Source organism: Burkholderia sp. PAMC 28687, from assembly GCF_001577465.1.
Classification (GTDB): domain Bacteria; phylum Pseudomonadota; class Gammaproteobacteria; order Burkholderiales; family Burkholderiaceae; genus Caballeronia.
This window is the reverse complement of record NZ_CP014505.1, coordinates 2,212,967-2,239,496: the sequence shown is the minus strand read 5'-3', so window position 1 is coordinate 2,239,496 and position 26,530 is coordinate 2,212,967. Positions and strand designations below refer to the sequence as shown.

The following is a 26,530-nucleotide window of genomic DNA, read 5'->3' as shown; positions in this document are numbered from 1 at the left end:
ATGACGCGACCTGTACCCACGAAGCGCGCGGATTATCCGCATTTTCTCTCGATCAACACGCGCTGGTCCGACAACGACATGTACGGCCACGTGAACAACGTGGTGTATTACAGCTATTTCGATACGGTGGTGAACGAGTATCTGATTCGCGAAGGCGCGCTCGATCTGGAGGCCGGCAAGACCATCGGCCTCGTGGTCGAGACGCATTGCAGCTACTTCGCGTCACTGGCGTTTCCTGATCGTGTCGATGCCGGTTTGCGTGTCACTCGGCTCGGTTCAACGAGCGTGCGGTATGAAGTCGGCATCTTCAGCGCCGGGTCGGAGCAGCCGGCCGCGCAAGGGCATTTCGTGCACGTCTACGTGGATCGCGATACCCGCCGTCCGGTGCCATTGCCCGAAGCGCTCGTGGCGGCGCTCAAGCCGCTCGTGAACGGGTAGGAGCGCGCCGCGTGAACACGTTCATTCAGTGGTTCGCGATCAACCTTCTGAATGGAGTGAGCGTCGGGTTGTTGTTGTTCATGCTGTCGGCGGGACTCACGCTCATCTTCAGCATGATGGGCGTGCTCAACTTCGCTCACGCGAGCTTCTATATGCTCGGCGCGTATGTTGGTTACGCACTCGCGGAAAGATTTGGCTTCTGGTTTGCGTTGCTTCTTTCGCCGTTGGTTGTCGGTGCACTCGGCGCTTTGTTCGAGCGCTTCCTGCTTCGACGAATCCAAACACGCGGCGCGCTCGCCGAGTTGTTGCTGACATTCGGCGCGGCGTATCTGATTGCTGAAGCCGTCAAGCTCGTCTGGGGCCTCGCGCCGTTCAACGCTGTTGTTCCTCCATCCCTGGATGGCCCCCTCTTCACGCTCTTCGGCGCAGCGTTCCCGCGTTATCGTGCGTTCATGATGTCGGTGTCCATCGCGATGCTCGTAGCGTTGTACGTGGTGCTGCGGGTATCGCGGATAGGACTTGTCGTGCGGGCCGCGCTCACGCATGCGTCGACGGTCGAGACGCTCGGGCATGACGTGCCGCGCGTTTTCACACTTGTGTTTGCCGCAGGCACGGCGCTCGCCGCGCTCGCCGGCGTGATCGGTGCGCCGTTGTTCGTGATCGAGCCTTCAATGGCCGAGAACATCGGGCCGATCGTGTTTGTAGTCGTTGTCGTCGGCGGCCTTGGATCGATCGGCGGGGCGCTTGTGGCATCGCTTTTGATCGGTTGCGTGCAGACGTTTGCTGTTGGAACGAACATGTCGCTCGGCGGTGCCGCAAACTTCATGGGCGCCACGCTGCCGGCTGCATGGGCCGCGTTGAGCGTCGCGCAGATCGCGCCTTTGTTGCCGTACGTATTGCTCGTCGCCATGCTCGCATTGCGGCCACGCGGACTCTTCGGACAGCGCGGCGATGACGATGCTTGAGCTCAGACGTGTAACGCCGTGGTTGTTGCTTGTGGCCGGTCTCGCGTTGCCGCCTGTGTTCAGCTCGCAAAGCTGGCTGCTTGCGTACCTCGCTCAAACGGCGACCCTGATCGTGTTTGCACTGTCATTCAATCTGCTGCTCGGCGAGACGGGATTGCTGTCGTTTGGTCACGCCATATATGCCGGCCTCGGCGCGTTCGCCGCCGCGCAAATCTTCAATCTATACCCCTTGCCACTGCCGCTATTACCTTTGATCAGCGGCCTTGCAGCGGCGCTTGTCGGTATCGTGTTTGGCTTCTTCTCCACGCGCCGCGCGGGCACCACGTTCGCGATGATCACGCTGGGTATCGGTGAACTGGTTGCGGCGGCCGTGTGGCTCGTGCCGGACTGGTTCGGCGGCGAGAGCGGGGTTTCCATCGATCGTGCAGGCGGACCTGCAGTTTTGGGGTTGGGTTTTGGGCCTGCGATTCAGGCTTATGCGTTGATCGCCGTCTGGTGCGTGCTCGCATGCCTCGCGATGTTCATGTTTTCGCGCACGCCGTTCGTACGCGTGGCCAATGCTGTACGCGATAACCCCGTGCGCGCCGCGGCCATCGGTTTCGATTCACGGCGCGTGCGCTTCGTCATGGTGATCGTGGCCGCGTTTTTTGCAGGCGTGGCAGGCGGTCTGGGGCTGATCAACGTGGAACTGGCATCGGCGGAAGGGGTGGGGCTGGCGCGCTCGGCAAGCGTGCTGATTGCTGTGGTCATTGGCGGCACGGGAATGTTTTTCGGGCCGGTGCTGGGAGCCGTCTTGCTCACGTTTTTCAGTGTGGCTGTGGCAAGCGTGTCCCCTGCATGGGTGGCATATCTCGGGCTGTTTTTTGTGTGGACCGTGGTCGCGGCGCCGACGGGTCTGGCGGGCTTGATGACAGGAAGATCACGGAATCATCCTGCTCTCGGTTTATGTGCTTCAGTTGCCTGGCTCATGGCTATTGTCACCGCGACCGAACTCGCCTACGCACTTCAGTTCGATACCCACGGCGATGGCCTTGCGCACGTCGCAGGCTTGCGGCTCGATGGTCACAGTGTCGGTCCCTGGGGCTTCGCGTTATTCAGCGCCATGGTCGCGTTGCTGCTCACAAGAAAATTCCGGAACGCACAGTGACTACCGCGCTCGAACTGAGGCAAATCACAAAGCGTTTCGGTGCCACCGAAATTCTCCGAGGCGTGGATCTCACCGTTCGCCAGGGCGGACGTCATGCGTTGATCGGTCCGAACGGCGCTGGTAAATCGACGTTGTTCGATATCATCGCAGGGCGCACATTGCCGTCGAGCGGGCATGTGATGCTAAACGGCACGGATGTGACAGGATTACCGGCTCACCGATTGGGACGCAAGGGCCTCGCGCGCAGCTTCCAGACTTCAAGCGTATTCACCGGCCTGAGCGTATGGGACAACATTCGATGCGCAGTGCTTGGTTCTCACGCGTCGTGGCCGGCGAGATGGTTCGGATCGAACGTGATTGATCGCGAGACTCAACGTGTTATCGAAGCGATTGGTTTGACCGAGCGCAGCAGCGAGCCGGCCTCGAATCTTGGCTATGCAGCGTTGCGCGCGCTCGATCTTGGCCTGGTGCTGGCATCGGATGCATCGACCTTACTTCTCGACGAACCCACCGCGGGCATGAACCGTTTGGAAGCGGCGCAGGCCCTTTCATTGATCCGCGAGACCACGAAGGGCAAGACCTTGCTGATCGTCGAGCATGATATGGAAGCCGTGTTCGCACTTGCCGATCGTATTTCGGTGCTCGTGCAAGGCCGCGTGATCGCGACCGGAACGCCCGATGAAATCGCCGCAGACCCGGGCGTCCGTTCCGCATATCTCGGTGACGAACCATGACCGCGTTGCTGGAAATCGACGAACTCAACGCGTGGTACGGTTCAAGTCATGTGCTGCATGGCGTAAGCTTGCGCATCGGCGAAGGCGAGGTCGTCGTGCTTGCGGGGCGCAACGGGTCGGGACGTTCGACGCTTGCAAAAGCGCTGATGGGTCTCGTGCATGCGGAGGGCGCGGCGAATTTCCGCGGGGTATCGCTGATAGGGAAGCGGCCTTACGCAATCGCGCGGATGGGCATGGGTTATGTACCCGAACAACGCGATGTATTTCCGACATTGAGCGTCCGCGAGAATTTGTTGCTCGGCATGAAGCGCGGTGGATCGCATTTTGGCGTGGCCGAAGCCGAACGAATTTTCCCGATACTGCACGAACGCAAGGCTGTGAAAGCCGGACTGCTCTCAGGCGGCGAGCAACGGATGCTCGCGCTCGCCCGTACCTTGATGGGCGATCCGCCGCTTGTCATTATCGATGAACCCACGGAAGGCCTCGCGCCGCAAATCGTGAAACAGGTCGCAGCCTGTCTGAAGAGCTTGCAAACTCGCGGTGTGGCGATCCTGCTGATCGAACAGCGCATGACGATGGCACGTGAACTGGCAACGCGCATCGCGGTAATGGGACACGGAAAAATCGTCTTCGATGACACACCCGACGCGCTCGCCGCCAACGAGCGCATCACACGCGAATGGCTTTCTGTCGGCGTTTGAAGAATCAGGAAGCCTTGCTGTCGCGCTCCGCGATCCACTCGTGCTTCGGATCGTTCTTGAAGTGCCAGGTGCGTTTGTCGCCGGCCATCACGTTCAGATAATAGTTGTCGTAACCATACGGCACCACGACCGGATGATAACCACGCGGCACCATGACGACGTCGTGATCTTCCACGGCCATGGTTTCGTCGAGATCGCGTTCGTCGGTATAGACGCGCTGAAACGCAAACCCCTGCGGCGGATTCAGCCGATGGTAGTAAGTCTCTTCAAGCGAACTCTCCACCGGCACGTTGTCCTTGTCATGCTTGTGCGGCGGATAGCTCGATGCATGTCCGCCCGGCGTCTTCACCTCGACCACAAGCAGACCTTCGGCGGGTTCGGTTTGCGGAAGAATGTCGCACACGTATCGCGTATTCGCGCCTTTGCCGCGCGTCGAGCGTTTCATCTGCGAAGGCTCGATAAGCCGCGGCGGATATTTTCCCGTAGCGGGCGCGCTCGCCACACCGATCTCGGCATCGCGATCCGCACGCACAATGGCGGCGAGTTTTGGCGGCAAATACACGGCGTAGGGCGCGGTGTCCTCGAACACGCTGTCACGTGAACCAATCTTCTCCCACTTGTGTTCGCCAGCTTCAATGCTCACCGTTCCAGACAACACGACGATACAGACCTCGCGCTTTGCCTCATGCACATGGACGATATCGCCGGTTTCGAGCCGATAAGCCGCGAACCCCACATGCTTCCATAACGCAGTTTCCGGTGTGACACGCGCGATGGTCTGACCTTCGCGCGATGCCTTGACGAGCAGGCTCATGCTGCCTCCTGAAGTTGTTGATCAACAAGCGCACGTAGCGTCTTGTAGCCTTTCTCGGCGTACGTATAGCTCGTTGCTATGACCGGGTCCTGTTCGGCTTCGACCACGAGCCAGCCGCCATAACCGTGACGTTTCAATCGCGCGATGATCGACGGGAAATCGACGGCACCATCGCCGGGCACGGTGAACGCGCCGTTGATGACCGAGTCGAGGAAACTCCAGTTGCGATTGCGCGCGAGCTTGATGATCTCCGGCCGCACGTCCTTGCAATGTACGTGACAAACGCGGGCGATGTGTTTGTCGAGCATGACGAGCGGATCGCCGCCCGCAAACGTGATATGTCCTGCATCGAACAGCAGGCCGACGGAATCGTTGGTCAGGCTCATCAGGCGGTCCACGTTAGCGGGCGTCTCCACGTACGCGCCCATATGATGGTGGTAGGCAACACGAACACCTTTGGACAAGGTGTATTCGGCGAATGTGTTGAGGCGTCTGGCGTATTCGTTCCAGCGGTCATCGGAGAAAAAACGCGGGCGTTGATAGAGCGGTCGCGGCAAACCCTGGATCGAGTCCGCCACTTCGCCGTAGACCATCACCGTCGCGCCGTTTTTCGCAAGCACGTCGAGATGCGGGCCTGCGGCTGCGATCTCTTCTTCCGCGCTGCGCTCCGCAAGGCGACCGGAATACCAGCCGGAGACGAGCGCCAGATCGTACTCGGCCAACAGCTTTTTCAACGCTTCCGGTTCACGCGGAAACTTGTTGCCAAGCTCGAAGCCTTCATAGCCGATCTTCTTTCCTTCGGTCAACGCAACGCTCAACGGCGTCTCGCCGCCCAGCGAGGGAAGGTCGTCGTTCATCCACGAAAGCGGATTGATACCGATCCGTACATCGAAGGTGCTCATCTGTTATTCCTTCGTGCGCTTCGAACGCGCCGTGAGTTTGTGTTCGTAGTCCGCGCGCGCCGAGCGCACCGCTTCACGCGATGACACCTCGGGCACCGCGACTTCCCACCACCAGCCGCCTTCTTCAGTCGGGCGCGCCGGGTCGGTGTCGATGCTGACCAGATACGATTTTGTCGATGCCCGCGCGCGTTGCATCGCGGCTTCGAGTTCACCGATATTCGCGACGTGTTCGGCGGTCGCGCCGAGCGAGCGCGCGTGCATGGCGAAGTCGATGGCAGGCGCGCCTTCCGGACCTTGCCGGCTGTCGGCCAACAGATTGTTGAACGGTGCGCCGCCGCAAGCTTGTTGCAACCGGTTGATGCAACCGTAGCCGCGGTTGTCGAGCAGCACGACAATGATCTTGGCGCCAAGCATCACCGATGTAGCAAGCTCGCTGTTCATCATGAGATAGCTGCCGTCGCCTACGATCACGATCACTTCGCGCTCGGGACGCGCGAGTTTCGCACCGAGCGCGCCGGCGACTTCGTAGCCCATGCACGAGTAGCCGTATTCGACGTGATAACCGCCCGGCGTGCTCGTGCGCCAGAGCTTTTGCAAATCGGCGGGAAGGGTTCCGGCTGCACAGACCACGATGTCGTTGGCCGCCGATTGCACGCTCGAACGCTGCACCGCGCCGATGACATCGGCTTCACGTGGCAATGCGTTGTCGATCTGCTGCGCGTTCGTCACGTGATCGACGGTCGCGCGCCAGCTATCGGCGAGTTCGTGCGCACGAACGGTCCACGGCGGCGATGCACGCCAGTCGCCGAGCGCACGGCTTAGCGCATCGAGCGCGAGCTGTGCATCGGATTCAACCGCCAAAGCACCTTGTTTCAAGGCATCGAATGCATTGGCATTGATGCCGATAAGCTGTGCCTTCGCAAACAGCGTGTTCGATCCCGTGGTGAAATCCTGCAGCCGCGTTCCGACCGCGAGAACACAATCGGCATCACTTGCCAACTGGTTGGCGGCTTCCGACCCGGTCACGCCGATACCGCCCAGATTCAGCGGATGATCCCATTCGAGCGCACCTTTTCCCGCCTGAGTTTCGGCGACAGGAATGCCATGACGTTCCGAGAATGAGCGCAATGCACCGGTCGCGAGGCCGTACAGCACGCCGCCGCCCGACACGAGCAGAGGCCTTTTGGCAGCTCGCAATGCGGTGGCCGCGCGGGTGATGTCATCGGCCATGGGCGAGGGCGCATGAAACGAAACCAGACGCGGCTCGAAGAACGATGCGGGATAGTCGTACGCCATCGCCTGCACGTCTTGCGGCAGCGCGAGCGTGACGGGGCCGCACAACGCGGCGTCGGTCAACACGCGGATTGCGCGAGGCAACGCGCTCAACAATTGCGCCGGATGCACGATGCGATCGAAATAACGTGAGACAGGACGCAAGGTATCGTTTGCGGACACGTTGCCGTCGCCGAAGTCTTCCACTTGTTGCAGGACGGGATCGGGCGCACGGGACACGAAGATATCGCCGGGCAGCAACAGCACGGGCAAGCGGTTCACGTGCGCCAATGCTGCGGCCGTCACGAGGTTAGTCGCGCCCGGGCCAATGGAGGTCGTCACCGCCATCATCCGCCGGCGGAAATTCGCCTTTGCATAGGCAATAGCCGCATGCGCCATCGCCTGCTCGTTGTGCGCGCGAAACGTGGGCAGAGTCTCGCGATGCGCATACAAGGCCTCGCCCATACCTGCTACGTTGCCGTGCCCGAAGATCGCAAAGACGCCGCCGAAGAGCGCTTCGCCGTCCTCGGTCTGCAGCGCGGCGAGATAGCGGACCAGCGCCTGCGCGGTGGTCAAACGGATCGTGCTGTTCATGCTGCCTGCTCCTGCGCGGTGGCTTTCGGGTGCCGGGCGGCGCGCGCTTCGGTCCATGCATCGATCAGCGTTTCGAACGTGCGCCGCACGCGTGCGACGAGTTCAGCGTCATCTATGGTCCCGGCGAGCCACGCGTGACTCGGCTCATGGAAGATCGTGCGGCCAACGGTAAACCCACGGCATGTCTTCGATAAAGCCGCCGGTTTGAAGCCCTCGCACAGTTGATCCACCGCCGCCGACAAACCCAGCAGCACGACGCCGCGACACGCGGGGTCACGCTCGGCGATCAACGCATCGACGGCTTCCCATTGCTTCGCGCTCATTGGTTCGAGCTTCCACCACTCGGGATAGATGCCAAGGTTGTAAAGCCGTTTCAACGAACGCAGCGCGGTATCTTCGGCAATCGGCGGCCCGTTCTTCGGCACGATCACTTCGAGCAGCAACTCGTGGCCGCTTGCCTGGACGGCGTCGTACAGCGCGCGGATCTGGGCTTCCTGTTCGAGGCGGAGATCGTGTGGATGGTCGGGGTGATAGTGCACCAGGCACTTTGCAACGTGCTCGCGCGGCCACTCGACAAGCGTGGTTCCGATCGAGCGGCCGTGATCGAAAACAAGCGGCATGGAGCCGGGCAGCTCCACCGGACGCCCGATCCACCAGCCGCGTCCGGTTGCTGCGTTCAGCGCGTCCTGGCCGTAGCGGTCATCGATCAGCACGCCGATGCGTCCTTCCAGTCCGCGCTCCTTTTCCGTCTGCGCGACGGCTTGCACGAACAAGCCTTTGAGCTCGGCGATACGCGTTTCGTCCGCGCCGGTTTGCTGCGCGAGGTCGAAAAACTGGTTGCGGTGATCGAAGGCGAACCCAAGCACTTCGTTCCACTGTTTGCGAGCCGGCGTCACGCGGTGCAGGCGCGCAAGCGTTGCATCGCGGTCGGGACGGCGCATGCGGAAAGGATCGGCGCGTGCGGCATCGAGGAAGTAAGTGAGCTCTGCGGGCGTGGGCATGGCGGGCGCGCATCCGTGACGCGATACAACCAGCCCGCCGCACGCGTTCGCGGTACGCGCGCAGACGTCCATGGGTTCGTCGCGCAGCCATCCGGCGAGAAAGCCTGCAGCGAACGCATCGCCCGCGCCCAGCACGTTCAGCACTTCGACTTCGACGCCGCCGTGAACGGGGGCATCGTCCATCGAAACCGGAACGTCGCCTTCGATGATCGAGCAGCCCATTGGCCCACGCTTGACGACGAGCGTTGCGTCCGTGACGGAACGAACGGCGGTCAACGCATCGATCAGCGTGTCCTTGCCGCCCGCGATCCGGAACTCCTCTTCCGTGCCGATCACGAGATCCATCAGCGGCAGGATGCCTTGCAAGTGGGCGGTGACATTGTCGTTGGCGACGAAGCGTGTCTCGCCATCGGCCTTGCCGGTCAGTCCCCATAGCACCGGCCGGTAGTCGATATCGAGCACCGTACGAACCTGGTTGCGACGTGCGTAATCGAGCGCGCGGCGGCTCGTGCGATTGACCTGATCGGTGGAGAAGTGCGTGCCGGTAATCAACAGCGCCTTCGATGAAGCAATGAACGCTTCGTCGAAGTCGTTTTCATCGACGGCCATGTCCGCGCAATCATCGCGATAGAACACCAGCGGAAACGTATCGCGATCTTCAATGCCGAGCAGCACGAGTCCCGTCAACCGGTCGTGATCGATGCGCACGTGACTCGTGTCGCACCCCTCGCGTTCCAGCGTCTCGGTGAGGAAGCGGCCCATGTGATCGTTGCCGACGCGCGAGAGCATTGCCGACCTGAGGCCGAGCCGGGCGCATCCAAACGCGATATTCGCCGACGACCCGCCCAGATATTTCGCAAAGCTCGATACGTCCTCGAGCCTGGCGCCGACCTGCTGCGCATAGAGATCGACCGCGAGCCGCCCGAGACATACGATGTCGCGGGTTCGCCCTTCGGCGAACCGCGATCCGGTTGATGAATGCAATGCCATGTTCGATCCTTGGAGTAGATGAAGTCCGCGAAGGAGCCCGGGTTCAGGCCGGGGCGTCTTCCAGTTCGCTCATCATTTGCTGCATCTCGGCGCCGCCCGCCATCATGTCGAGGACTTCGTTCTTCGTGATCGTGTCTTTCGTGAACGTGCCCATTGAACGGCCGCGATTGAGCAGCGTGAACGAATCGCCGATGGGGTACGCGTGATGCACGTTGTGCGTGATGAAGATCACGGAGATGCCTTTCGAGCGCGCCGTATGGATCAGGCGCAGCACGTTGAACGATTGCTTCACGCCGAGCGCGGCCGTGGGTTCATCGAGGATCAGCACGCGTGCGCCGAAATGGATCGCCCGCGCGATCGCGAGACATTGCTTTTCGCCGCCGGACATGGTGCCAATGGGTTGATGTGCGTCGCGTACGTTGATCCCCATTTCGGAAAGCCGTGCCGTTGATGTTTCCGCCGCGAGGTCCAGATCCATCACGTTGAGCAAACCGAAGAGCTTTTTCTGCGGCTCGCGGCCCATGAAGAAATTGCGCGCGACAGACAACAAGGGTACGAGCGCGAGATCCTGGTACACGGTCGCGATACCCATATCGAGTGCTTCCTTGGGCGAGCCGAATTGCACCGGTTTGCCATCGACGAGATATTCGCCCGATGAGGGCGTATGAACCCCGGCAAGCGTCTTGATCAGAGTGGATTTGCCTGCGCCGTTATCGCCGAGCAGGCAGTGCACTTCGCCACGCTTCAAACGCAGCGTCACACCGTTGAGTGCGATCACGCGGCCGAAGAACTTGCTGACGTTTTCGAGCGCGAGAATGGTGTCTTGTTCAGCCATGACCGTTCCCCTCATTGAGCTTGTGAAACGCGACGACGCACGTAGTGATTGAACAGCACGGCGATCAGCAGCATCACGCCGAGGAACACGCGGAACCAGTCGGAGCTGACGTTCGTGTACGTGATGCCGATCTGTACGACGCCGAAGATGAGCGCACCGAAGCACGCGCCGATCACCGATCCATAACCGCCGGTCAGCAGCGTTCCGCCGATCACCGCCGCGATGATCGCTTCGAATTCCTTCTGCAGGCCGCGATCGGCGGCAGCGGATCCGATGTCGCAAACTTGCAGCACGGCGAACAAGCATGAGCAAAACGCGGTCAGCACGAACAATGAAATCTTCACGCGCCGCACGGGCACGCCGACGTTCTTTGCTGCGTTTGCATCGCCGCCGACTGCGAGGATCCAGTTGCCGAAACGCGTCTTCGCAAGCACGAACGCGCTGACCGCGGCGAGCGCGAGCCACCACAAGATGACCTTTGGAATACCGGGCACGAGCGGTTCGCCGCTATCGAGCAATTTGCCGATACCCATATGCCCGAGCCATGAAAAGAGGCCATGCAACGCGACGCCATGAAACAGGGTGTTTGCGAGCCAGTCGTTCTGCGCAAGATCGCCGACGCCGGAGATGATGGTGCGGTCGGCAAAGAGAATGGAGAGCGCAAGCGTCAAGCCGCGCAAGATGAACAGGAACGCGAGCGTCACGATGAACGACGGCAACCGCGTCTTCACGACCAGATAGCCGTTCAATGCGCCTAGCAACATGGAACAGACGAAGGCGAACAGGATCGCAACCGACAACGGCCAGTGGAAATACACCGACGGAATCGCGACCATCATGCCGGCGAAACCGATCATCGAGCCAATCGACAAATCGAACTCGCCCGCGATCATCAGCAGGCACGCGCCGACCGCAAGCAGGCCGAGGTACGCCGCGACTTGCGACCAGTTCATCACGCCGTCGAGGTTGAACATGCCCGAGCTTCCGGCGCTTACGCCGAACACAATGAACACGAGCACAGCGCCGGAGATCGCCGCGAATTCCGGACGATTCAGGATATGACCGAACCACGATTGACGCCTGACGCGTTCATCGGCGGGCGCGGCCGTGGCCGGCGCACTGGATGAATCGGCCGCGTTGGAAAGGGGAGGAACGTGCTTGCCGGCTATGCCCATGATGGCTCCTTGAAGCGCGCGGCCAGCCGCCTGACAGACGCAGGCGGCGGCGCGTTGAGAGAAAGCTGGTGCTGCGAACGGCGTAGTCAGGTCGAGGATGATCTGCACCGCCGTCCGCGATGAATCACCTGTATTGGCCTGCGAACTTCAACACCTTGTCGATGTTGTCCTTCGTGATGAAGCCCGGTCCTGAACGGATGTTCTTCGGACCGTAGGATGGTTGAAGTCCGTAGGTTGCGAGCCGAGCCTTGAACTTCGGATTCGCTTCCAGGATCTGGCGGATCTTCACCGGATCGGTGGTCTTGTCATGCTTCACGATCGCCAGCACGGCAACGGGGATATAGCCTTGCAAGTACGGCTGCTGATCGATCGCGAACTGGATCGTGCCGGCTTGGATGGCTTTTGCGATGTCATCGGAGAAATCGAAGGTCGCAAACCAGATCTTCTTTTCCAGGCCCATCTGCTGCACGGCTTTCAATGTGGCCGAAGCGGGCGTCGGTCCGAGCGTCAGGATGGCCTGCGTGTTCGGATGATTGCGCAAGTACGCGCTGACCTTCGACTGGATCTCAGTCGGGTCCTGTCCCGAGTCGAGAGTCGACGGTTTGTAGTCGACACCGATGGCATCGGCGAAACCACGGCAGCGATCGAACGACACCACGTTGGTCGCCAGGTGATTGACGCACAGGAACGACTTGATGCCTGCGGCCTTGGCCTTCTCGCCAGCCGCGTGACCCGCAACATATTCAGGTTGGCCGATATGCATGATCGCGCCAAGCTGCGCGCTTTGCTCTTCGGTGCCCGAGTTGATCGTGACGAGCGGAATCTTCTTCGCGGTCACCTTGTTCATCGCACTTTTCAGTACGTCGAAGTCCGCGATGGTCACGATCACGCCATCGTAGTTACGCGCCGCCGCTTGTTCGATCAGCCGCGACATGTCGGCGAGATCGCCGTTGGGCGGATTGCGGTAATCCGTCTCGACGTTGAAGTCCTCATCGGCCTGTTTGATGGCGTTCTTGATCGTGTTCCACCATGAGTCCGAATCTGGCGCGTGGCTGATCAAAACGAAATGGGCGTCGGGAGCCGCGTGGGCTGCCTGGCTGCTCAGTGCCGCTGCGCCGCACAAAGCGGCAGCCGCTGCGAGCACGCGCAGGGCGGCTCGGCCATTGCAAAGTCTCATTGTCTCCACCTATCACGGTTGTTTTTCTGGATAAGCAATCAGGCGCGATGGACAGCGCTCACGTCCCCTTGCTCACGACCAAGATTAGGACAAGTCTGAGCGCTATGCAATAGGAAGTTTAACTACCCGACGTTTGGAAAATTCATTCCATTTGTTCCGGGAGGTATCTATAATCGGTTGCATCGAAACGGGAATCCATGACGAGCACCGCATGCAGGAAGACACATCAGACACACAGGAAACAGCCACGGACACCGAGACCGTCGACGAGCTGATGCAGCGCATCACAGAGGCGTACGACGCACTTCCGCGCCAGCTCAAAAGCGTGGCGACGTATATAGAGCAGCATCGCAGCAACGTGATGATGGATCGCACTGGCGATATTGCGAGCGCGTGCGGCGTGCATCCGTCGGCGGTGGTGCGCTTTGCGCAGCGCTTCGGTTTTTCCGGCTTCTCCGACCTACAGGCGATTTTCAAGCAGGCGTACACGGGCCAGAACGGTTCCGCGCAAAGCTACCAGCAGCGCATCAGGAAACTGATCGATGAAAAGCCCGGCAAGTTGTCGGGCGGATCGGTCGCGCGTGAATTCATCGCGGCGAGTCAAAGCGGGCTCGCCGAGCTCGAAGCGGGTCTCGACGACGAACAGTTCGAAGCCGCCGTGAAGATGCTGGAGCACGCCGAGAACATCTACGTGATCGGCGTGCGGAGATCGTTTCCGGTGGCGAGTTATATCGTGTACGCGCTGCAGCATACGGCCAAGCGCGTGCATCTCGTGTCGGGCTTTGGCGGGATGTATCGCGAGCAGATTCGCAGCGTGAAAAAGGGCGATGTGGTGATTGCAATCAGCTTCGCGCCCTACGGCAAGGAGACGCAGTACTGCGTGCGCGCGGCGCAGCATCACGGCGCCAAGACGCTGGTCATCACCGATGGCCAGCTTTCGCCGCTCGCGCGTCACGCGAGCGCGCATTTGTTCGTGAAGGAGGGCAGCGCGTTCGCGTTCCGCTCGCTCACGAGCACGATCTGCCTGTGCCAGGCGCTGTTCATCGCGCTTGCGTACCGGCTTGAACTGAATGTAGAAGAATCAAGGGAGACAGGCGGCTATGACGATTGATGTAGCGGTTTTCGGAGCAGGGCGGATCGGCAAGATCCACGCGGCGAATCTGGCGAAACAGCCGGGTGTGCGCCTGAAATATGTAGTCGATGTAAACAAGGAAGCGGCCGCCGCCCTTGCCGTGATGCACGGCGCACAAGTGGCGGACGTGGAAGGCGCGCTGGGCGATGCGTCCATCGGCGCGACCGTGGTGTGTTCGAGCACCGACACCCATGCCGACCTGATCATGAAATCGGCGGCCCAAAAGAAACACGTGTTCTGCGAAAAGCCCGTGGACCTGACGCTCGAACGCGCACGCACTTGCGCCGATGCCGTCGCGAAAGCCGGCGTGGTCTGCATGATCGGCTTCCAGCGCCGCTTCGACCCGACGTTCGCTGCGTTGAAGGCGCGCGTGGAGGCGGGTGAAATCGGCGATCCGGAAATGCTGATTGTCACGAGTCGCGACCCGGGGGCGCCGCCCGTTGACTACATCAAACATTCGGGCGGCATTTTCAAGGACATGCTGATCCACGACTTCGATATCTTCCGCTGGATGCTCGACGACGAAGCCGACACACTGCACGCCACCGGAAGCGTCCTGACCGATCCGGCGATTGCGGATGCGGGTGACATCGACTCGACGGCCGTCACCATTCGCACCAAACGCGGCCGCTTGTGCCAGATCAACACGACGCGGCGCGCGGCGTACGGCTACGACCAGCGCTTCGAATTGCTCGGCAGCAAAGGCATGCTGCAGGCGGGCAATGTCCGTCCCACCGAAGTCACCGCGTACTCGAAGACGGCGGTATCGAACGATGTCCCCGAGGCATTTTTCCTCGAGCGATACCGCGCGGCGTACGCGCTGGAGATCGCCCATTTCTTCGATGCCGTCCAGGAAGGCAAACCCGTGCGCACGACGGTCGCGGACGGCCTGAAAGCGCTCGAACTCGCCGATGCCGCCACGCGTTCATGGCGTGAAGGAACGATCATCAAGCTGGGCGCGGCATGAAAGCGCCGGTGCGGATCGGCATTGCCGGACTGGGGCGGCTTGGTCAACGCCATGCGCGCAATCTCGCGTGGCATGTGCCCGGCGCGACGCTCGCGGGCGCGTGCAGCCCGGTCGCGGCTGAACGTGAATGGGCGGTGGAAAACCTGCCCGAACTCGCGCTCTACGACGACTACGAGTCGTTGCTGCAGGACACATCGATTGATGCCGTCTGGCTCGTTACGCCTACGTCGCTTCATGCCGACCAGATCATCGCGGCATTACGGGCCGGCAAACACGTGTTCTGCGAGAAGCCGTTGTCGCTGGACCTGGCGCAGTGCGACCGCGTTATCGAAGAAAGCGCACGGTTTCCTGATCTGCAGGTCATGATCGGTTTCGTGCGCCGCTTCGACGCCAGTTATCGCGATGCCTTCAACAAGGTCCGCGAGGGCGCGATCGGCCGGCCGTTCATGGTCCGTTCGCAAACTGTCGATAAAAACGATCCCGATGGCTTCTTCGTGCGTTTCGCGCCGACATCGGGCGGCTTGTTCCTCGATTGCAGCGTCCACGACATCGACCTGGCGCGCTGGATGCTCGGCAATCCGCGCGTCACGCGCGTGTTTGCAAGCGGCACGATTGCCATCCACGAAGGCCTCGCTGAGTGTGGCGACATTGATAACGGCGTTGCCATCTGCGAGTTCGAGGGCGGACGCATGGCCGTTTTCCATGCATCGCGGACCAGTGCGCATGGCCACGATACGCAAACGGAAGTCGTGGGAACGGGCGGGGCGTTATCGGTGGGGAACAACCCGCGGTTGAATCGCGTGGAAATTTTCGATGCCACGGGCATTCGCAACGAATGTACGCCGACGTTCTTCGAGCGCTTCGAACACGCGTTCCTGAACGAGGCCGAGGCGTTCGTGGCGTCGCTCAACGGTGGCCCCGCGACGGGCCTCACGCTTGAAGACGCGCGGGAAGCCACGCGCATCGGCATCGCGATGAGGGAATCCCTGGCCAAGGGAGAAGCGGTGAATTTTTAGGCAGTGGGGTAAAATCGGACTCTTACGAAAAGCAGATTCGAACAAGGCTCATTCGATGGAAGTGCACAAGGAAGTCGATGCGCGCGGGCTCATGTGTCCGCTGCCCATCTTGCGGGCGAAGAAGGCGCTGTCCGACATGCAAAGCGGTCAGATTCTAAAGGTCCTTGCAACCGATCCGGGTTCCCAACGTGACTTTGCCGCGTTCTCGAAGCAGACCGGCAATGAACTGGTGGAATCGACCTCGCACGACAAGGTCTTCACTTTTTTGATGCGGCGGCGTTAGGCAGGTCAGCCGGATGAAAAAATGCCCATGACGAAGATCATGGGCATTTTTATTTTCAAAGCGCCACGACGGGCGCCCGAATCTAGACTTATCCAACCAAATGCGGCGAGCGCGTATCCAGGTATTCCTGGAAGTCGGCGGCAACTTCCGGGTGACGCAGCGCGAATTCCACCGTCGCCTTCAGATAACCGAGCTTGCTGCCGCAGTCGAAACGCGTGCCGTGATACTTGTACGCGAGCACTTGTTCGTCCGCGAGGAGCGACTGGATCGCGTCCGTCAGTTGCAGTTCACCGCCGGCACCCGGCTTCAACGCGCGGATATGGTCGAAAACGCGCGGCTTCAGCACGTAACGGCCGACTACGCCGAGATTCGACGGCGCCGCAGCCGGTTCCGGCTTTTCCACGATGCCCGACAGTTTGAAAATATTGTCTTCCCACTCTTTCCCGTCGATAACACCATACGACTTCGAATCCTGAGCCGGGATCTCTTCTACGCCGATTACCGAGCTGTGATAGTGGTCGAACACTTCGATCATCTGCGTCATGACCGGTGGCGTGCCGTACAACAAGTCATCGGCGAGGATGACGGCAAACGGGTTGTCGCCCACCAGCTTTTCGGCGCACAGCACCGCGTGCCCAAGACCGAGCGCTTCGGCCTGACGCACGTAGAAACAGTCCACATGGCTCGGCTTGATGCTGCGGACCAGATCGAGCAGCTTCTGCTTGCCGCGCGCTTCCAGTTCGGCCTCGATCTCATACGACTTGTCGAAGTGATCTTCAATGGCGCGCTTGCTGCGCCCCGTCACAAAGATCATTTCCGTAATGCCGGCTGCCATTGCCTCTTCGACCGCGTACTGAATCAGCGGCTTGTCGACCACAGGCAGCATTTCCTTCGGGCTGGCCTTGGTTGCGGGGAGGAACCGGGTACCGAGACCCGCAACCGGGAAAACCGCTTTCGTAACTTTTAGCATTTGATGACCCTGATCCTCTTATCGTGTTTAAACGTCAAGCCTGAATTTCGTGCGCCCGAGAGCCACTGCCATGATGCAGGTTGATCCGTGAATAAAAAAGTGCGACGAGTGAATTCTTCCAGCGTCAAACTGCACTTTGCTATAGACGGAACAAGCTATAGGTTAGTTTCCAGGTCTGACCGCCGCGTCTGAATGAAGTTTACGCCGGCAACCGTGAAAGCTGCGCTTTCAGCTTGTCAGCCGTCGACTCGAATTCGGCAAGCCGCTTGCGTTCCTGTTCAACCACCGCGGCCGGCGCACGGGCTACAAAACTTTCGTTTTCCAGCTTGACGCGCGCCTTGCCGATTTCCTGTGTCAGCCGATCGACTTCCTTCGTGAGGCGTTCGCGTTCAGCGGCGACATCGATCTCGACCTTAAGCACCAGCTTGTTCGATCCTACAATAGCAACTGGCGCGCCACTTGCCTCTGCGTCGAGCGCATTTTCGTCGGTAATGATCTTTACCTCCGACAAACGCGCCAGTGCCTGGACATAAGGCGCGAACGACTTCAACTGCGCTTCGTCGCCCGTTGCCAGCAGCGGCACTTTCACTGCCGGTGACAAATTCATCTCGCCGCGCAGATTACGACATGCATCGATGACTCCTTTCAGTTCGGCCGCCCACTGTTCTGAAGATTCGTCGATTTTCGACGGTTGCGCCTGCGGATAGCGCTGGATCATGATCGATGCCGTTTCGCTGCCATTGCCCGCCTGCGGATACAGGTCGGTCAGCGGCGCAACCTTCTGCCACAAGGCTTCCGTGATGAACGGAATGATCGGGTGAGCCAGACGCAGCACGGTTTCCAGCACGCGCAGCAGGGTCCGGCGTGTCGCGCGCTGCTGCTCGGGCAGGCCGTTTTGGATCTGTACCTTCGCCAGTTCGAGATACCAGTCGCAGTACTCGTCCCAGACGAATTTGTAGATGGCGCTTGCCACGTTATCGAACCGGTAATCGGCGAAACCCTTCTCGACCTCCGCTTCCACACGCTGCAGCAGCGAGACGATCCAGAAGTCCGCCTGCGAAAAATGCAGATAGCCGCCCGGGCCGCACTCGCCCGCTTCGCATTCTTCCGGTTTGCCGAAACCACAATCGTGGCCTTCGGTGTTCATCAGCACAAACCGTGTAGCGTTCCACAACTTATTGCAAAAATTACGGTATCCCTCGCACCTTGCCAGATCAAAATTCACGTTGCGACCGAGAGTGGCCATGGACGCCATGGTGAAGCGCAAGGCATCCGTGCCAAACGGCTGAATTCCGTTCGGGAATTCCTTGCGGGTCTTTTTCTCGATTTTCTCGGCCTGCTTCGGATTCATCAGGCCGGTAATACGCTTGGCGACGAGCGTTTCCAGATCGATTCCGTCGACAATGTCGATGGGGTCGAGCGTGTTGCCCTTGCTCTTCGACATCTTCTGGCCTTCCGCGTCGCGCACGAGGCCGTGGACGTAGACCGTGTCGAACGGGATCTTGCCCGTGAAGTGCGTGGTCATCATCACCATCCGGGCAACCCAGAAGAAGATGATGTCGAACCCCGTCACTAGCACCGACGACGGCAGGAAGTGCTTCAGTTCCGGCGTTTCGTTCGGCCATCCAAGCGACGAAAACGGCACCAGCGCGGACGAGAACCAGGTGTCGAGCACATCTTCGTCGCGTCGTAGCGTGCCGGTATAGCCGTTTTGGGAGGCTTCCGCGCGCGCCTCGGCTTCCGTCTTGGCGACGAAGATTTCGCCGTTCTCACCGTACCACGCGGGGATTTGATGGCCCCACCAGAGCTGGCGAGAAATACACCAGTCCTGGATATTTTCAAGCCACTGGTAATACGTGTTCGACCAGTTTTCCGGCACGAACTTGATTTCGCCGCTGCGGACCACATCGAGCGCCGTTTCCGCGATCGATTTGCCCGGATGGAACGTGCCTTCCGGCGCCGGTTTGCTCATGGCCACGAACCACTGGTCCGTCAGCATGGATTCGATCACCACGCTGGTACGGTCGCCGCGCGGCACCATCAGCGTGTGCGGCTTGACCGATTCAAGCGCGCCGAGCGCGTCGAGATCGGCCACGACCTGCTTGCGGGCATCGAAACGATCCAGACCGCGATATTTTTCCGGCGCGTTGTCGTTGATTTTTGCGTCGAGCGTGAGGATTTCGATCATGGGCAGCTTGTGACGCAAGCCCACCTGATAGTCGTTGAAATCGTGCGCCGGCGTGACCTTGACCACGCCGGTTCCAAACTCGCGATCCACATAGTCGTCCGCGATCACCGGAACTTCACGGCCCGACAACGGCAAGGTGACCGTCTTGCCAATGAGATGCGCGTAACGCTCGTCTTCCGGATGGACCATCACGGCGGTGTCGCCGAGCATGGTTTCCGGGCGCGTGGTGGCAACTGTCAGGTGTCCCGAGCCGTCCGTCAGCGGGTAGTTGATGTGCCACAGATTGCCGGCTTCCTCCTCGCTCACCACTTCAAGATCCGACACAGCCGTGCCCAGCACCGGATCCCAGTTCACCAGCCGCTTTCCACGATAAATCAGGCCCTGCTTGTAGAGCGTGACGAAAACATCCTGCACGGCGGTCGACATCTTGTCGTCCATCGTGAAATATTCCCGCGACCAGTCGATGGACGCGCCCAGTCGGCGCACTTGCCCCGTAATGGTCGAGCCCGACTGCTGTTTCCATTCCCAGACGCGTTTCAGGAATTCCTCGCGGCCGAGGTCATGGCGCGAGATGCCCTTGGCGTCGAGCTGGCGCTCGACCACGATCTGCGTGGCAATGCCCGCGTGGTCCGTGCCCGGCAGCCACAGGGTGTTTTCGCCGAGCATGCGGTGATACCGCGTGAGGCTGTCCATGATGGTCTGGTTGAACGCATGACCCATGTGCAGTGTGCCGGTGACGTTTGGCGGCGGGAGCTGGATCGAGAAGTCTTTTTTTCCTTCGTCGAGGCTCGGCGCGGCGTACCCGCGCTTTTCCCATTCGGGTCCCCAGTGGGACTCGATGTTTTGGGGCTCGAAACTCTTCGCAAGCGTGTTGTCACTCATGGGGTGGGATCTGCCGAAAATTGCGTAAAAAAGAAGCGGGGGTCGACCAGCGACATCGGTGAATTATAAGGTCTTACCGAACCTGCAGCCGATTTAGGCGCGCCTGATCAGCCTCAATCGAGCGCCAAGCGCGCTTCAAAGCGGTTGTTTCGAAAACGTGTCCGCCCGCGCGGTCTTATAATGTTCGACCCACCGGAAGACTCGCCCATGCCCGATTTGCTTGCCAATCTGAACCCCGAACAACTTGCCGCCGTCACGTTGCCAAACGAGCCGGCGCTTATCCTGGCGGGCGCGGGCAGCGGCAAGACGCGCGTCCTGATCACGCGCATCGCGTGGCTGATCCAGCAGGGTTATGCGTCGCCGCAGACCATTCTCGCCGTCACGTTCACGAACAAGGCCGCAAAAGAGATGATGGCGCGGCTGACGGCCATGATGCCCATCGATACACGCGGCATGTGGATCGGCACCTTCCACGGCCTGTGCAACCGCATGCTGCGCGCGCATTTCCGCGATGCCGGCCTGCCCCAGGCTTTCCAAATCCTCGATACTGCAGACCAGCTTTCGGCCATCAAGCGGCTGATGAAGGGCCTGAATATCGACGACGAAAAATATCCGGCCAAGAATCTCCAGTACTTCATCAACAACGCGAAGGAACAAGGGCTGCGTCCGAAAGACGTCGACGCGACCGACGCCTTCAACATGAAGTTCGTCGAGTTGTACGCGGCGTACGAGCAGCAATGCCAGCGCGAAGGCGTGGTGGATTTCCCCGAGCTCCTGCTGCGCTGCTACGAGTTGCTCGCGCACAATCCGCCGCTGCGCGCGCATTACCAGGCGCGTTTTCGCAATATTCTGGTCGACGAGTTCCAGGATACGAACAAGCTGCAGTACGCGTGGCTCAAGATACTGGCGGGCGAGCATAACGCCATCTTCGCCGTGGGCGACGACGACCAGTCCATCTACGCATTCCGTGGCGCGAACGTCGGCAACATGCATGACTTCGAGCGCGAATTCCATGTGCGCAACATGATCAAGCTGGAGCAGAACTATCGCTCGCATGGTCATATTCTCGATACCGCCAACTTCCTGATCGCGAAGAACTCGCGCCGGCTCGGCAAGAACCTGCGCACCGATGCCGGTCACGGCGAACCCGTGCGCGTGTACGAAGCCGCGACCGATACGCAGGAAGCCGGGTGGATCGTCGAGGAGATCAAGGCGCTGATTCATGCAGGGGCGGCGCGTGGCGAGATCGCGATCCTGTATAGAAGCAATGCGCAGTCGCGAACCATCGAACATACGCTGGTGAATGCGGGCATTGCGTATCGCGTGTATGGCGGCTTGCGGTTTTTCGAGCGTCAGGAAGTGAAGCACGCGCTTGCGTATCTGCGCCTGATCGACAACCCCAACGACGACACCGCGTTTTCCCGCGTCGTGAATTTCCCGACGCGTGGAATCGGCGCCAGGTCGATCGAACAACTCGCCGACGCCGCCCGTCTCTACAACTGTTCAATGGCCGCGGCCGTGCCCTACGTGGCCGGCAAGGCAGGTTCGAGTCTCGCGAATTTCGCGCAGTTGATCGGCAAGATTCGCGCCGAAACACAGCACATGAGCTTGCCGGAAACGGTGGAGTACGTGGTCCGCGCGAGCGGTCTCGCGACGCATTACGAGAATGAACGCGAAGGCCAGGACCGGCTCGAGAACTTGCAGGAAGTGGTGAACGCGGCGGCTGCATTCGTGCAGGAAGAAGGCTACGGGCTCGATACCCCCGCGCGTTCCATTCCGCTGCGCCCGGGCGCGACCAACGCGCCGGAAATCGGCGTGGCGACGGATGATCCCGCTGTCGATGTGCTCGATCCCAAGAGTCCCGCCGATCCTGCGCAAAACCCCGACACCATGACGCCGCTGGCGGGTTTCCTGTCGCATGCATCGCTCGAAGCCGGCGACAACCAGGCGCAAGCCGGCCAGGACGCCGTGCAGTTGATGACGGTGCACGCAGCCAAGGGGCTGGAGTTCATGGCCGTGTTCATCACGGGGCTCGAAGAGGGTTTGTTCCCGCACGAGAACAGCGCGCAGGAAAGCGACGGGCTCGAAGAGGAACGGCGTCTCGCGTATGTGGCGATCACGCGGGCGAAGGAGCGGTTGTATCTGTCGTTTGCGCAGAGCCGGATGTTGCACGGCCAGACGCGCTACAACATCCGCTCCCGTTTCTTCGATGAACTTCCGGAAGAGTCGCTCAAATGGCTCACGCCCAAAGTGGAAGCAGGCGCGCGCTGGGGCGGCCGGGCCGATAACGCCGGCTGGGGCCGGGACTGGTTCGCGCGTCCGGGGCAGGAACGCGGAGAACGCGCCGCTTACACGGACCCGGATGCCGGCAAGCCGTTGCCCGCGTTCGCCAACAACCAGCGCGCGGCTGACACCGGATTCAAGATCGGCCAGCCCGTGTTCCACAACAAGTTCGGCGAGGGCACGGTGATCGCGCTGGAAGGAGCAGGGACGGACGCGAAAGCCCAGGTCCGGTTCAAACGCCATGGCGAGAAATGGCTCGCGTTGGCGGTGGCTAAACTGCAGGCAGTGGAATGAAGATGGAACGGCTCGGCATCATGGCGGCGTTGCCGCAGGAACTGGGCGATCTGACAGATGCAATGCGCCTTGCCGGGAATGTCCGCACCGAGATCATCGGCCGGCGCGAATATCACGTCGGAACGGCGCATGGCGTGCCGTGCGTGGTAACGCTGGCGCGCGTGGGCAAAGTGGCCGCGGCCGCGACGGCGAGCGCGCTGATCCACGTGTTCGGCGTCGATTCCATCGTGTTCACGGGTGTCGCGGGCGGTGTTCGGGAAGACGTGCGCGTGGGCGATATCGTGATCGGCGATACGCTGATGCAGCACGATCTGGACGCGTCGCCGCTGTTTCCGCGCTTCGAGGTGCCGTTGCTCGGCATGGCGCGTTTTGCCGCGAACGCCGGGCTCAGCGACGCGTTGGCCCACGCCTGCACCGCCTTTCTCGCCGATGAACACGCGGCGCTCGAGGCGCGTTTCGGTGTGCATCCTCCACGGTTGCATCGCGGGCTGATTGTGAGCGGGGACCGGTTTGTATCGAGTCATGCCGAGGTGAACGCGCTTCGCGCCGCTTTGCCTGAAGCGCTCGCCGTCGAGATGGAAGGCGCCGCGCTCGCCCAGGTTTGTTACGAACACGACGTGCCGTGCGCCGTGGTGCGCACCGTATCCGATACCGCCGATGCCGACGCGCCCGAGTCATTCCTCGAGTTCCTTCACGCGCTCGGCGGCGCGTATTCGTCGGGGATTCTGCGGCGCTTCTTGACGGCGCGCGTCTGAACGCGGCAATCCGCCTCATCTTGTCTTTCCAACGGCCGTAGCCCCGCTCATGGCGGCGCTTCGCGCATCGGCGTTGCTCACCAAAGATCCCAGATCTTTTGCATCGGTCCTGCCCCGAAAATCCTGCTTGTAATTGAGAATGATTCGCAATTACAATACATCGGACGACAGGAGGTCCACTTTGACCCAAACGACGCTCGATAGATTGACCGGCTTCGCGCCCGGATCGCTGCCTGATTCGCTGGCTGATTCGCTGTCTGATTCCGGCCGGGCAGCGCTGGTTATATCCACTAACGCTGCACGTGTGGTCGAGACCACCCGCCATGCGTGGCTCGGCAACGCAACGCCGCAGCTCGGAGACACGGCCAGGCAAGCTCGCCGGCCGCGCTTTCAGCACCGCCCGATGATCGCCAACCTGACGCTGGTAATGAATTTCTGGAGTACGAGACCGCTGTGATCGCCACCCAATCTCAAACTGCGACGCCGGCCACCTTGGCAACGCCCGCAGTGCAAACAATCCATCGTTCAGATGTCCCGAATCAGCGCATGCACGACGCCAGTCGTTTCCCGCTCGTGCGGTTGCGCCGCCGCTCGGTACAGCCCGGCTACGCATTTGCCTGGGGCGCCGATATGCAGCGTCTGCTTGCGCTGAAAGCGCCGTTCGTGATCGTCGCGGAGTATTGCGCCGACGAACCCGCCGACGATCTGCGCCTGCGCTCCGCATGGCTGCGATCGAACCGGAGCGCCCTCGCAATGTACTGCCGCGGCCTGATCGTGATCGAACCGCGCATCGAGGCCCGTGCATCGACGCGGGAGATCGTGCGCGGCATGTGCAGCGGCAGCGGATTGCGCCTGGTCGTGGTATCGGGCATGCGGGTCGCAAACGAACTCGCGCCGGTGCTGCTCAAGCACTCGGGCCCGGACCTCTCGAAACCGCCTTCCATCGCTAAACCCCGCCTTCAGATGCCGTGACACCCGCACGAATCAGGGCCGTCCCTCTCTAGCACGGCCTTGACGGCTGAACTATGCTCAGGTGCAATTCGCCGCGCCCGGATGATCCGGCTGCGGCGATTCCGCTACCCGACAGAGGTTCGAATGCCGACTTATCGTGAAGCTCACCGCCGTTCGATCGACGATCCGGAATCGTTCTGGGGCGAACAGGCACGGCGCATCCATTGGGAAACGCCATTCGATCAGGTCCTCGACCGCAGCAATCCGCCGTTTGCGCGCTGGTTTGTCGGCGGCAAGACCAATCTCTGCTACAACGCCGTCGACCGTCATCTCGCCTCGCGCGGCGAACAGAATGCGCTCGTATATGTATCGACGGAAACGGGCATCGAGCGGCGTTATACCTACGCCGAACTGCACGCTGAAGTGAATCGCATGGCCGCCGTGATGCGCTCCCTTGGCGTGAAGCAGGGCGAGCGCGTGCTGATCTACTTGCCGATGATCCCCGAAGCCCTGTTCGCCATGCTCGCGTGCGCACGGCTCGGCGCGGTTCATTCGGTCGTGTTCGGCGGCTTTGCGGCGCCGAGCCTGGCGGCGCGCATCGACGACGCGACGCCCGTTCTGATCGTCACCGCCGATGCCGGCGCGCGTGCGGGCAGGGTGATCGACTACACGCCGCTCGTGGATGAAGCGCTGGCGCGCGCCGAACACAAGGTCGCAAACGTGTTGCTGATCGACCGGCAACTCGCGCCTGAGCGGTTGCAGGCGCCGTATCTGGTCGAATACGAACCGCTGCGCGCACAATTCTTCGATGCCCAGGTTCCATGCGTATGGCTGGAGTCGAACGAACCTTCGTACGTGCTCTACACGTCGGGGACGACGGGCAAGCCGAAGGGCGTGCAACGAGACGTGGGCGGCTATGCAGTGGCGCTGGCGGCATCGATGGAACACATCTTCCAGGGCAAACCTGGCGACACCATGTGGACCGCTTCCGACGTGGGCTGGGTGGTCGGGCACAGCTACATCATCTACGCGCCGCTGATTGCCGGGCTGACCACGGTCATGTACGAAGGCACGCCTGTTCGCCCCGACGGCGGGATCTGGTGGCGCATCATCGAGCAGCACAAGATCAACCTGATGTTCACCGCGCCGACCGCGCTGCGCGTGCTGAAGAAACAGGACCCGAAGCTGATGGAGCAAGCGGATTTATCGAGTCTGCGAACGCTCTTCCTGGCCGGCGAACCGCTCGATGAGCCCACGGCGCAATGGATCCAGAGCGCGCTGAAAAAACCGGTCGTCGACAATTACTGGCAGACCGAAACCGGCTGGCCCATGATCGCGATTCCCAGAGGGATCGAACCGTTGCCGCCGAAACTGGGTTCTCCCGGCGTGCCATCGATGGGCTTCGCATTGACCGTGCGTAACGAAGCAACCGGTGAGGTTTGCGCGCCTGGAGAGAAGGGCGTGATCGCGCTCGATTATCCGTTGCCGCCGGGCTGCATGCAGACCGTATGGGGCGACGATTCTCGTTTCATCAAGACGTATTGGCAGAGCATTCCCGGGCAACAGCTGTACTCGACCTTCGACTGGGGGGTAACCGACGAAGACGGCTACGTGTCGATCCTCGGTCGCACCGACGACGTAATCAACGTGGCCGGACACCGGCTGGGCACGCGTGAGATCGAGGAAGCGATCAGCAGTCACAGGTCGGTGGCCGAGGTGGCGGTTGTAGGCGTTGCCGATCCGGTCAAAGGTCAGGTCGCGCTCGCATTCGTTGTGTTGCGCGATGTCCAGGCGCTGGACCAAGAAGGCGCCCGCGAAGCGCTTGAAGCGGAGCTTGCGCGCAGTGTCGACTCACAGTTGGGAGCGATCGCCCGTCCCGCCCGTGTGCATTTCCTCGCGATGCTGCCGAAGACCCGCTCAGGCAAACTACTGCGGCGCGCGATCGCGGCACTCGCTGAAGGCCGCGACCCGGGTGATCTCCCGATGATCGAAGATGCCGGAGCGCTGGTGCAGGTGAAAGAGGCTTTGACACGCCAATGACCGCGGTTCCGGGTGCGCCGCCCG

The 26,530-nt window shown here is 61.1% G+C and carries 23 protein-coding genes; 14 read left to right on the top strand and 9 right to left on the bottom strand.

The window, feature by feature from the left end; genetic code table 11:
* The 5 genes from AX768_RS10375 to AX768_RS10355 all read left to right on the top strand — a co-directional run bounded on the left by AX768_RS10375 (position 1) and on the right by AX768_RS10355 (position 3,985).
* Positions 1 to 438 (top strand): acyl-CoA thioesterase, encoded by a 438-nt coding sequence (locus tag AX768_RS10375; RefSeq protein WP_061999884.1) that lies wholly within the window; start codon positions 1 to 3, stop codon positions 436 to 438.
* 80 nt (positions 439 to 518) lie between these two features.
* Positions 519 to 1,403 (top strand): branched-chain amino acid ABC transporter permease, encoded by an 885-nt coding sequence (locus tag AX768_RS10370; protein ID WP_442857257.1) that lies wholly within the window; start codon positions 519 to 521, stop codon positions 1,401 to 1,403.
* Positions 1,396 to 2,550, top strand: a complete 1,155-nt coding sequence (locus tag AX768_RS10365; RefSeq protein ID WP_231941258.1) for a branched-chain amino acid ABC transporter permease — start codon at positions 1,396 to 1,398, stop codon at positions 2,548 to 2,550. The genes AX768_RS10370 and AX768_RS10365 overlap by 8 nt, the downstream gene beginning before the upstream one ends.
* Positions 2,547 to 3,284 carry an ABC transporter ATP-binding protein gene (locus AX768_RS10360; protein WP_061999882.1) on the top strand — a complete coding sequence of 246 codons (738 nt, stop codon included), beginning with the start codon at positions 2,547 to 2,549 and terminating at the stop codon, positions 3,282 to 3,284. The genes AX768_RS10365 and AX768_RS10360 overlap by 4 nt, the downstream gene beginning before the upstream one ends.
* Entirely contained in the window at positions 3,281 to 3,985 is a 705-nt protein-coding gene (locus AX768_RS10355) for an ABC transporter ATP-binding protein (RefSeq protein WP_061999881.1), read from the top strand. Before AX768_RS10360 ends, AX768_RS10355 begins: the two co-directional genes overlap by 4 nt.
* Before the next feature lie 4 nt (positions 3,986 to 3,989).
* On the opposite strand, the gene iolB is transcribed toward AX768_RS10355, so the two are convergent.
* The 7 genes from iolB to AX768_RS10320 all read right to left on the bottom strand — a co-directional run bounded on the left by iolB (position 3,990) and on the right by AX768_RS10320 (position 12,745).
* Positions 3,990 to 4,799: a 5-deoxy-glucuronate isomerase gene (iolB, locus tag AX768_RS10350; RefSeq protein WP_061999880.1), complete on the bottom strand. Its 810-nt coding sequence runs from the start codon at positions 4,797 to 4,799 to the stop codon at positions 3,990 to 3,992.
* Positions 4,796 to 5,701, bottom strand: a complete 906-nt coding sequence (gene iolE, locus AX768_RS10345; RefSeq protein ID WP_061999879.1) for a myo-inosose-2 dehydratase — start codon at positions 5,699 to 5,701, stop codon at positions 4,796 to 4,798. The genes iolB and iolE overlap by 4 nt, the downstream gene beginning before the upstream one ends.
* 3 nt (positions 5,702 to 5,704) lie before the next feature.
* Entirely contained in the window at positions 5,705 to 7,624 is a 1,920-nt protein-coding gene (gene iolD / locus AX768_RS10340) for a 3D-(3,5/4)-trihydroxycyclohexane-1,2-dione acylhydrolase (decyclizing) (protein WP_061999878.1), read from the bottom strand.
* Positions 7,564 to 9,558 carry a bifunctional 5-dehydro-2-deoxygluconokinase/5-dehydro-2-deoxyphosphogluconate aldolase gene (locus AX768_RS10335; protein WP_061999877.1) on the bottom strand — a complete coding sequence of 665 codons (1,995 nt, stop codon included), beginning with the start codon at positions 9,556 to 9,558 and terminating at the stop codon, positions 7,564 to 7,566. The genes iolD and AX768_RS10335 overlap by 61 nt, the downstream gene beginning before the upstream one ends.
* Before the next feature lie 43 nt (positions 9,559 to 9,601).
* Complete coding sequence (locus AX768_RS10330) at positions 9,602 to 10,393, bottom strand: ATP-binding cassette domain-containing protein (RefSeq protein ID WP_062167146.1); 792 nt, start codon at positions 10,391 to 10,393, stop codon at positions 9,602 to 9,604.
* Positions 10,394 to 10,404: 11 nt separating this feature from the next.
* The gene (locus AX768_RS10325) at positions 10,405 to 11,568 is read right to left on the bottom strand and encodes an ABC transporter permease (RefSeq protein ID WP_062000923.1); all 1,164 of its coding nucleotides are present in this window, start codon (positions 11,566 to 11,568) and stop codon (positions 10,405 to 10,407) included.
* 124 nt (positions 11,569 to 11,692) lie between these two features.
* On the bottom strand, positions 11,693 to 12,745 hold the full coding sequence (locus AX768_RS10320) for a sugar ABC transporter substrate-binding protein (protein WP_061999875.1): 1,053 nt from the start codon (positions 12,743 to 12,745) through the stop codon (positions 11,693 to 11,695).
* A 211-nt stretch (positions 12,746 to 12,956) separates the two neighbouring features.
* On the opposite strand from AX768_RS10320, the gene AX768_RS10315 reads away from it, so the two are divergent.
* From AX768_RS10315 to AX768_RS10300, 4 genes are read left to right on the top strand one after another with little or no spacing between them, the layout of a single operon-like run.
* Entirely contained in the window at positions 12,957 to 13,856 is a 900-nt protein-coding gene (locus AX768_RS10315; RefSeq protein ID WP_061999874.1) for a MurR/RpiR family transcriptional regulator, read from the top strand.
* Positions 13,846 to 14,844: an inositol 2-dehydrogenase gene (gene iolG / locus AX768_RS10310; RefSeq protein ID WP_061999873.1), complete on the top strand. Its 999-nt coding sequence runs from the start codon at positions 13,846 to 13,848 to the stop codon at positions 14,842 to 14,844. Before AX768_RS10315 ends, iolG begins: the two co-directional genes overlap by 11 nt.
* Positions 14,841 to 15,860: a Gfo/Idh/MocA family oxidoreductase gene (locus AX768_RS10305; protein ID WP_061999872.1), complete on the top strand. Its 1,020-nt coding sequence runs from the start codon at positions 14,841 to 14,843 to the stop codon at positions 15,858 to 15,860. Before iolG ends, AX768_RS10305 begins: the two co-directional genes overlap by 4 nt.
* A 55-nt stretch (positions 15,861 to 15,915) precedes the next feature.
* Positions 15,916 to 16,143, top strand: coding sequence for a sulfurtransferase TusA family protein (locus tag AX768_RS10300; protein ID WP_031360613.1), 228 nt, complete (start codon positions 15,916 to 15,918; stop codon positions 16,141 to 16,143).
* An 88-nt stretch (positions 16,144 to 16,231) separates the two neighbouring features.
* Here the strand turns inward: AX768_RS10300 and galU are convergent, their stop codons facing one another.
* A complete protein-coding gene (gene galU, locus AX768_RS10295) occupies positions 16,232 to 17,113 on the bottom strand; it encodes a UTP--glucose-1-phosphate uridylyltransferase GalU (RefSeq protein ID WP_061999871.1) in 882 nt (293 codons plus the stop codon).
* Positions 17,114 to 17,312: 199 nt separating this feature from the next.
* Entirely contained in the window at positions 17,313 to 20,183 is a 2,871-nt protein-coding gene (locus AX768_RS10290) for a valine--tRNA ligase (protein WP_061999870.1), read from the bottom strand.
* A gap of 207 nt (positions 20,184 to 20,390) precedes the next feature.
* Here AX768_RS10290 and AX768_RS10285 point away from each other — a divergent pair, with 207 nt between their 5' ends.
* The 5 genes from AX768_RS10285 to AX768_RS10265 all read left to right on the top strand — a co-directional run bounded on the left by AX768_RS10285 (position 20,391) and on the right by AX768_RS10265 (position 26,506).
* Entirely contained in the window at positions 20,391 to 22,760 is a 2,370-nt protein-coding gene (locus AX768_RS10285; RefSeq protein ID WP_062000921.1) for a UvrD-helicase domain-containing protein, read from the top strand.
* A gap of 2 nt (positions 22,761 to 22,762) precedes the next feature.
* Positions 22,763 to 23,515, top strand: coding sequence for a 5'-methylthioadenosine/adenosylhomocysteine nucleosidase (locus AX768_RS10280; protein WP_062000922.1), 753 nt, complete (start codon positions 22,763 to 22,765; stop codon positions 23,513 to 23,515).
* Positions 23,516 to 23,696: 181 nt separating this feature from the next.
* On the top strand, positions 23,697 to 23,972 hold the full coding sequence (locus tag AX768_RS10275) for a hypothetical protein (RefSeq protein ID WP_155524222.1): 276 nt from the start codon (positions 23,697 to 23,699) through the stop codon (positions 23,970 to 23,972).
* Between the two features lie 89 nt (positions 23,973 to 24,061).
* Positions 24,062 to 24,487, top strand: coding sequence for a hypothetical protein (locus AX768_RS10270; RefSeq protein WP_061999868.1), 426 nt, complete (start codon positions 24,062 to 24,064; stop codon positions 24,485 to 24,487).
* A gap of 123 nt (positions 24,488 to 24,610) precedes the next feature.
* Positions 24,611 to 26,506: a propionate--CoA ligase gene (locus AX768_RS10265; RefSeq protein ID WP_061999867.1), complete on the top strand. Its 1,896-nt coding sequence runs from the start codon at positions 24,611 to 24,613 to the stop codon at positions 26,504 to 26,506.
* Positions 26,507 to 26,530: the final 24 nt, after the last annotated feature.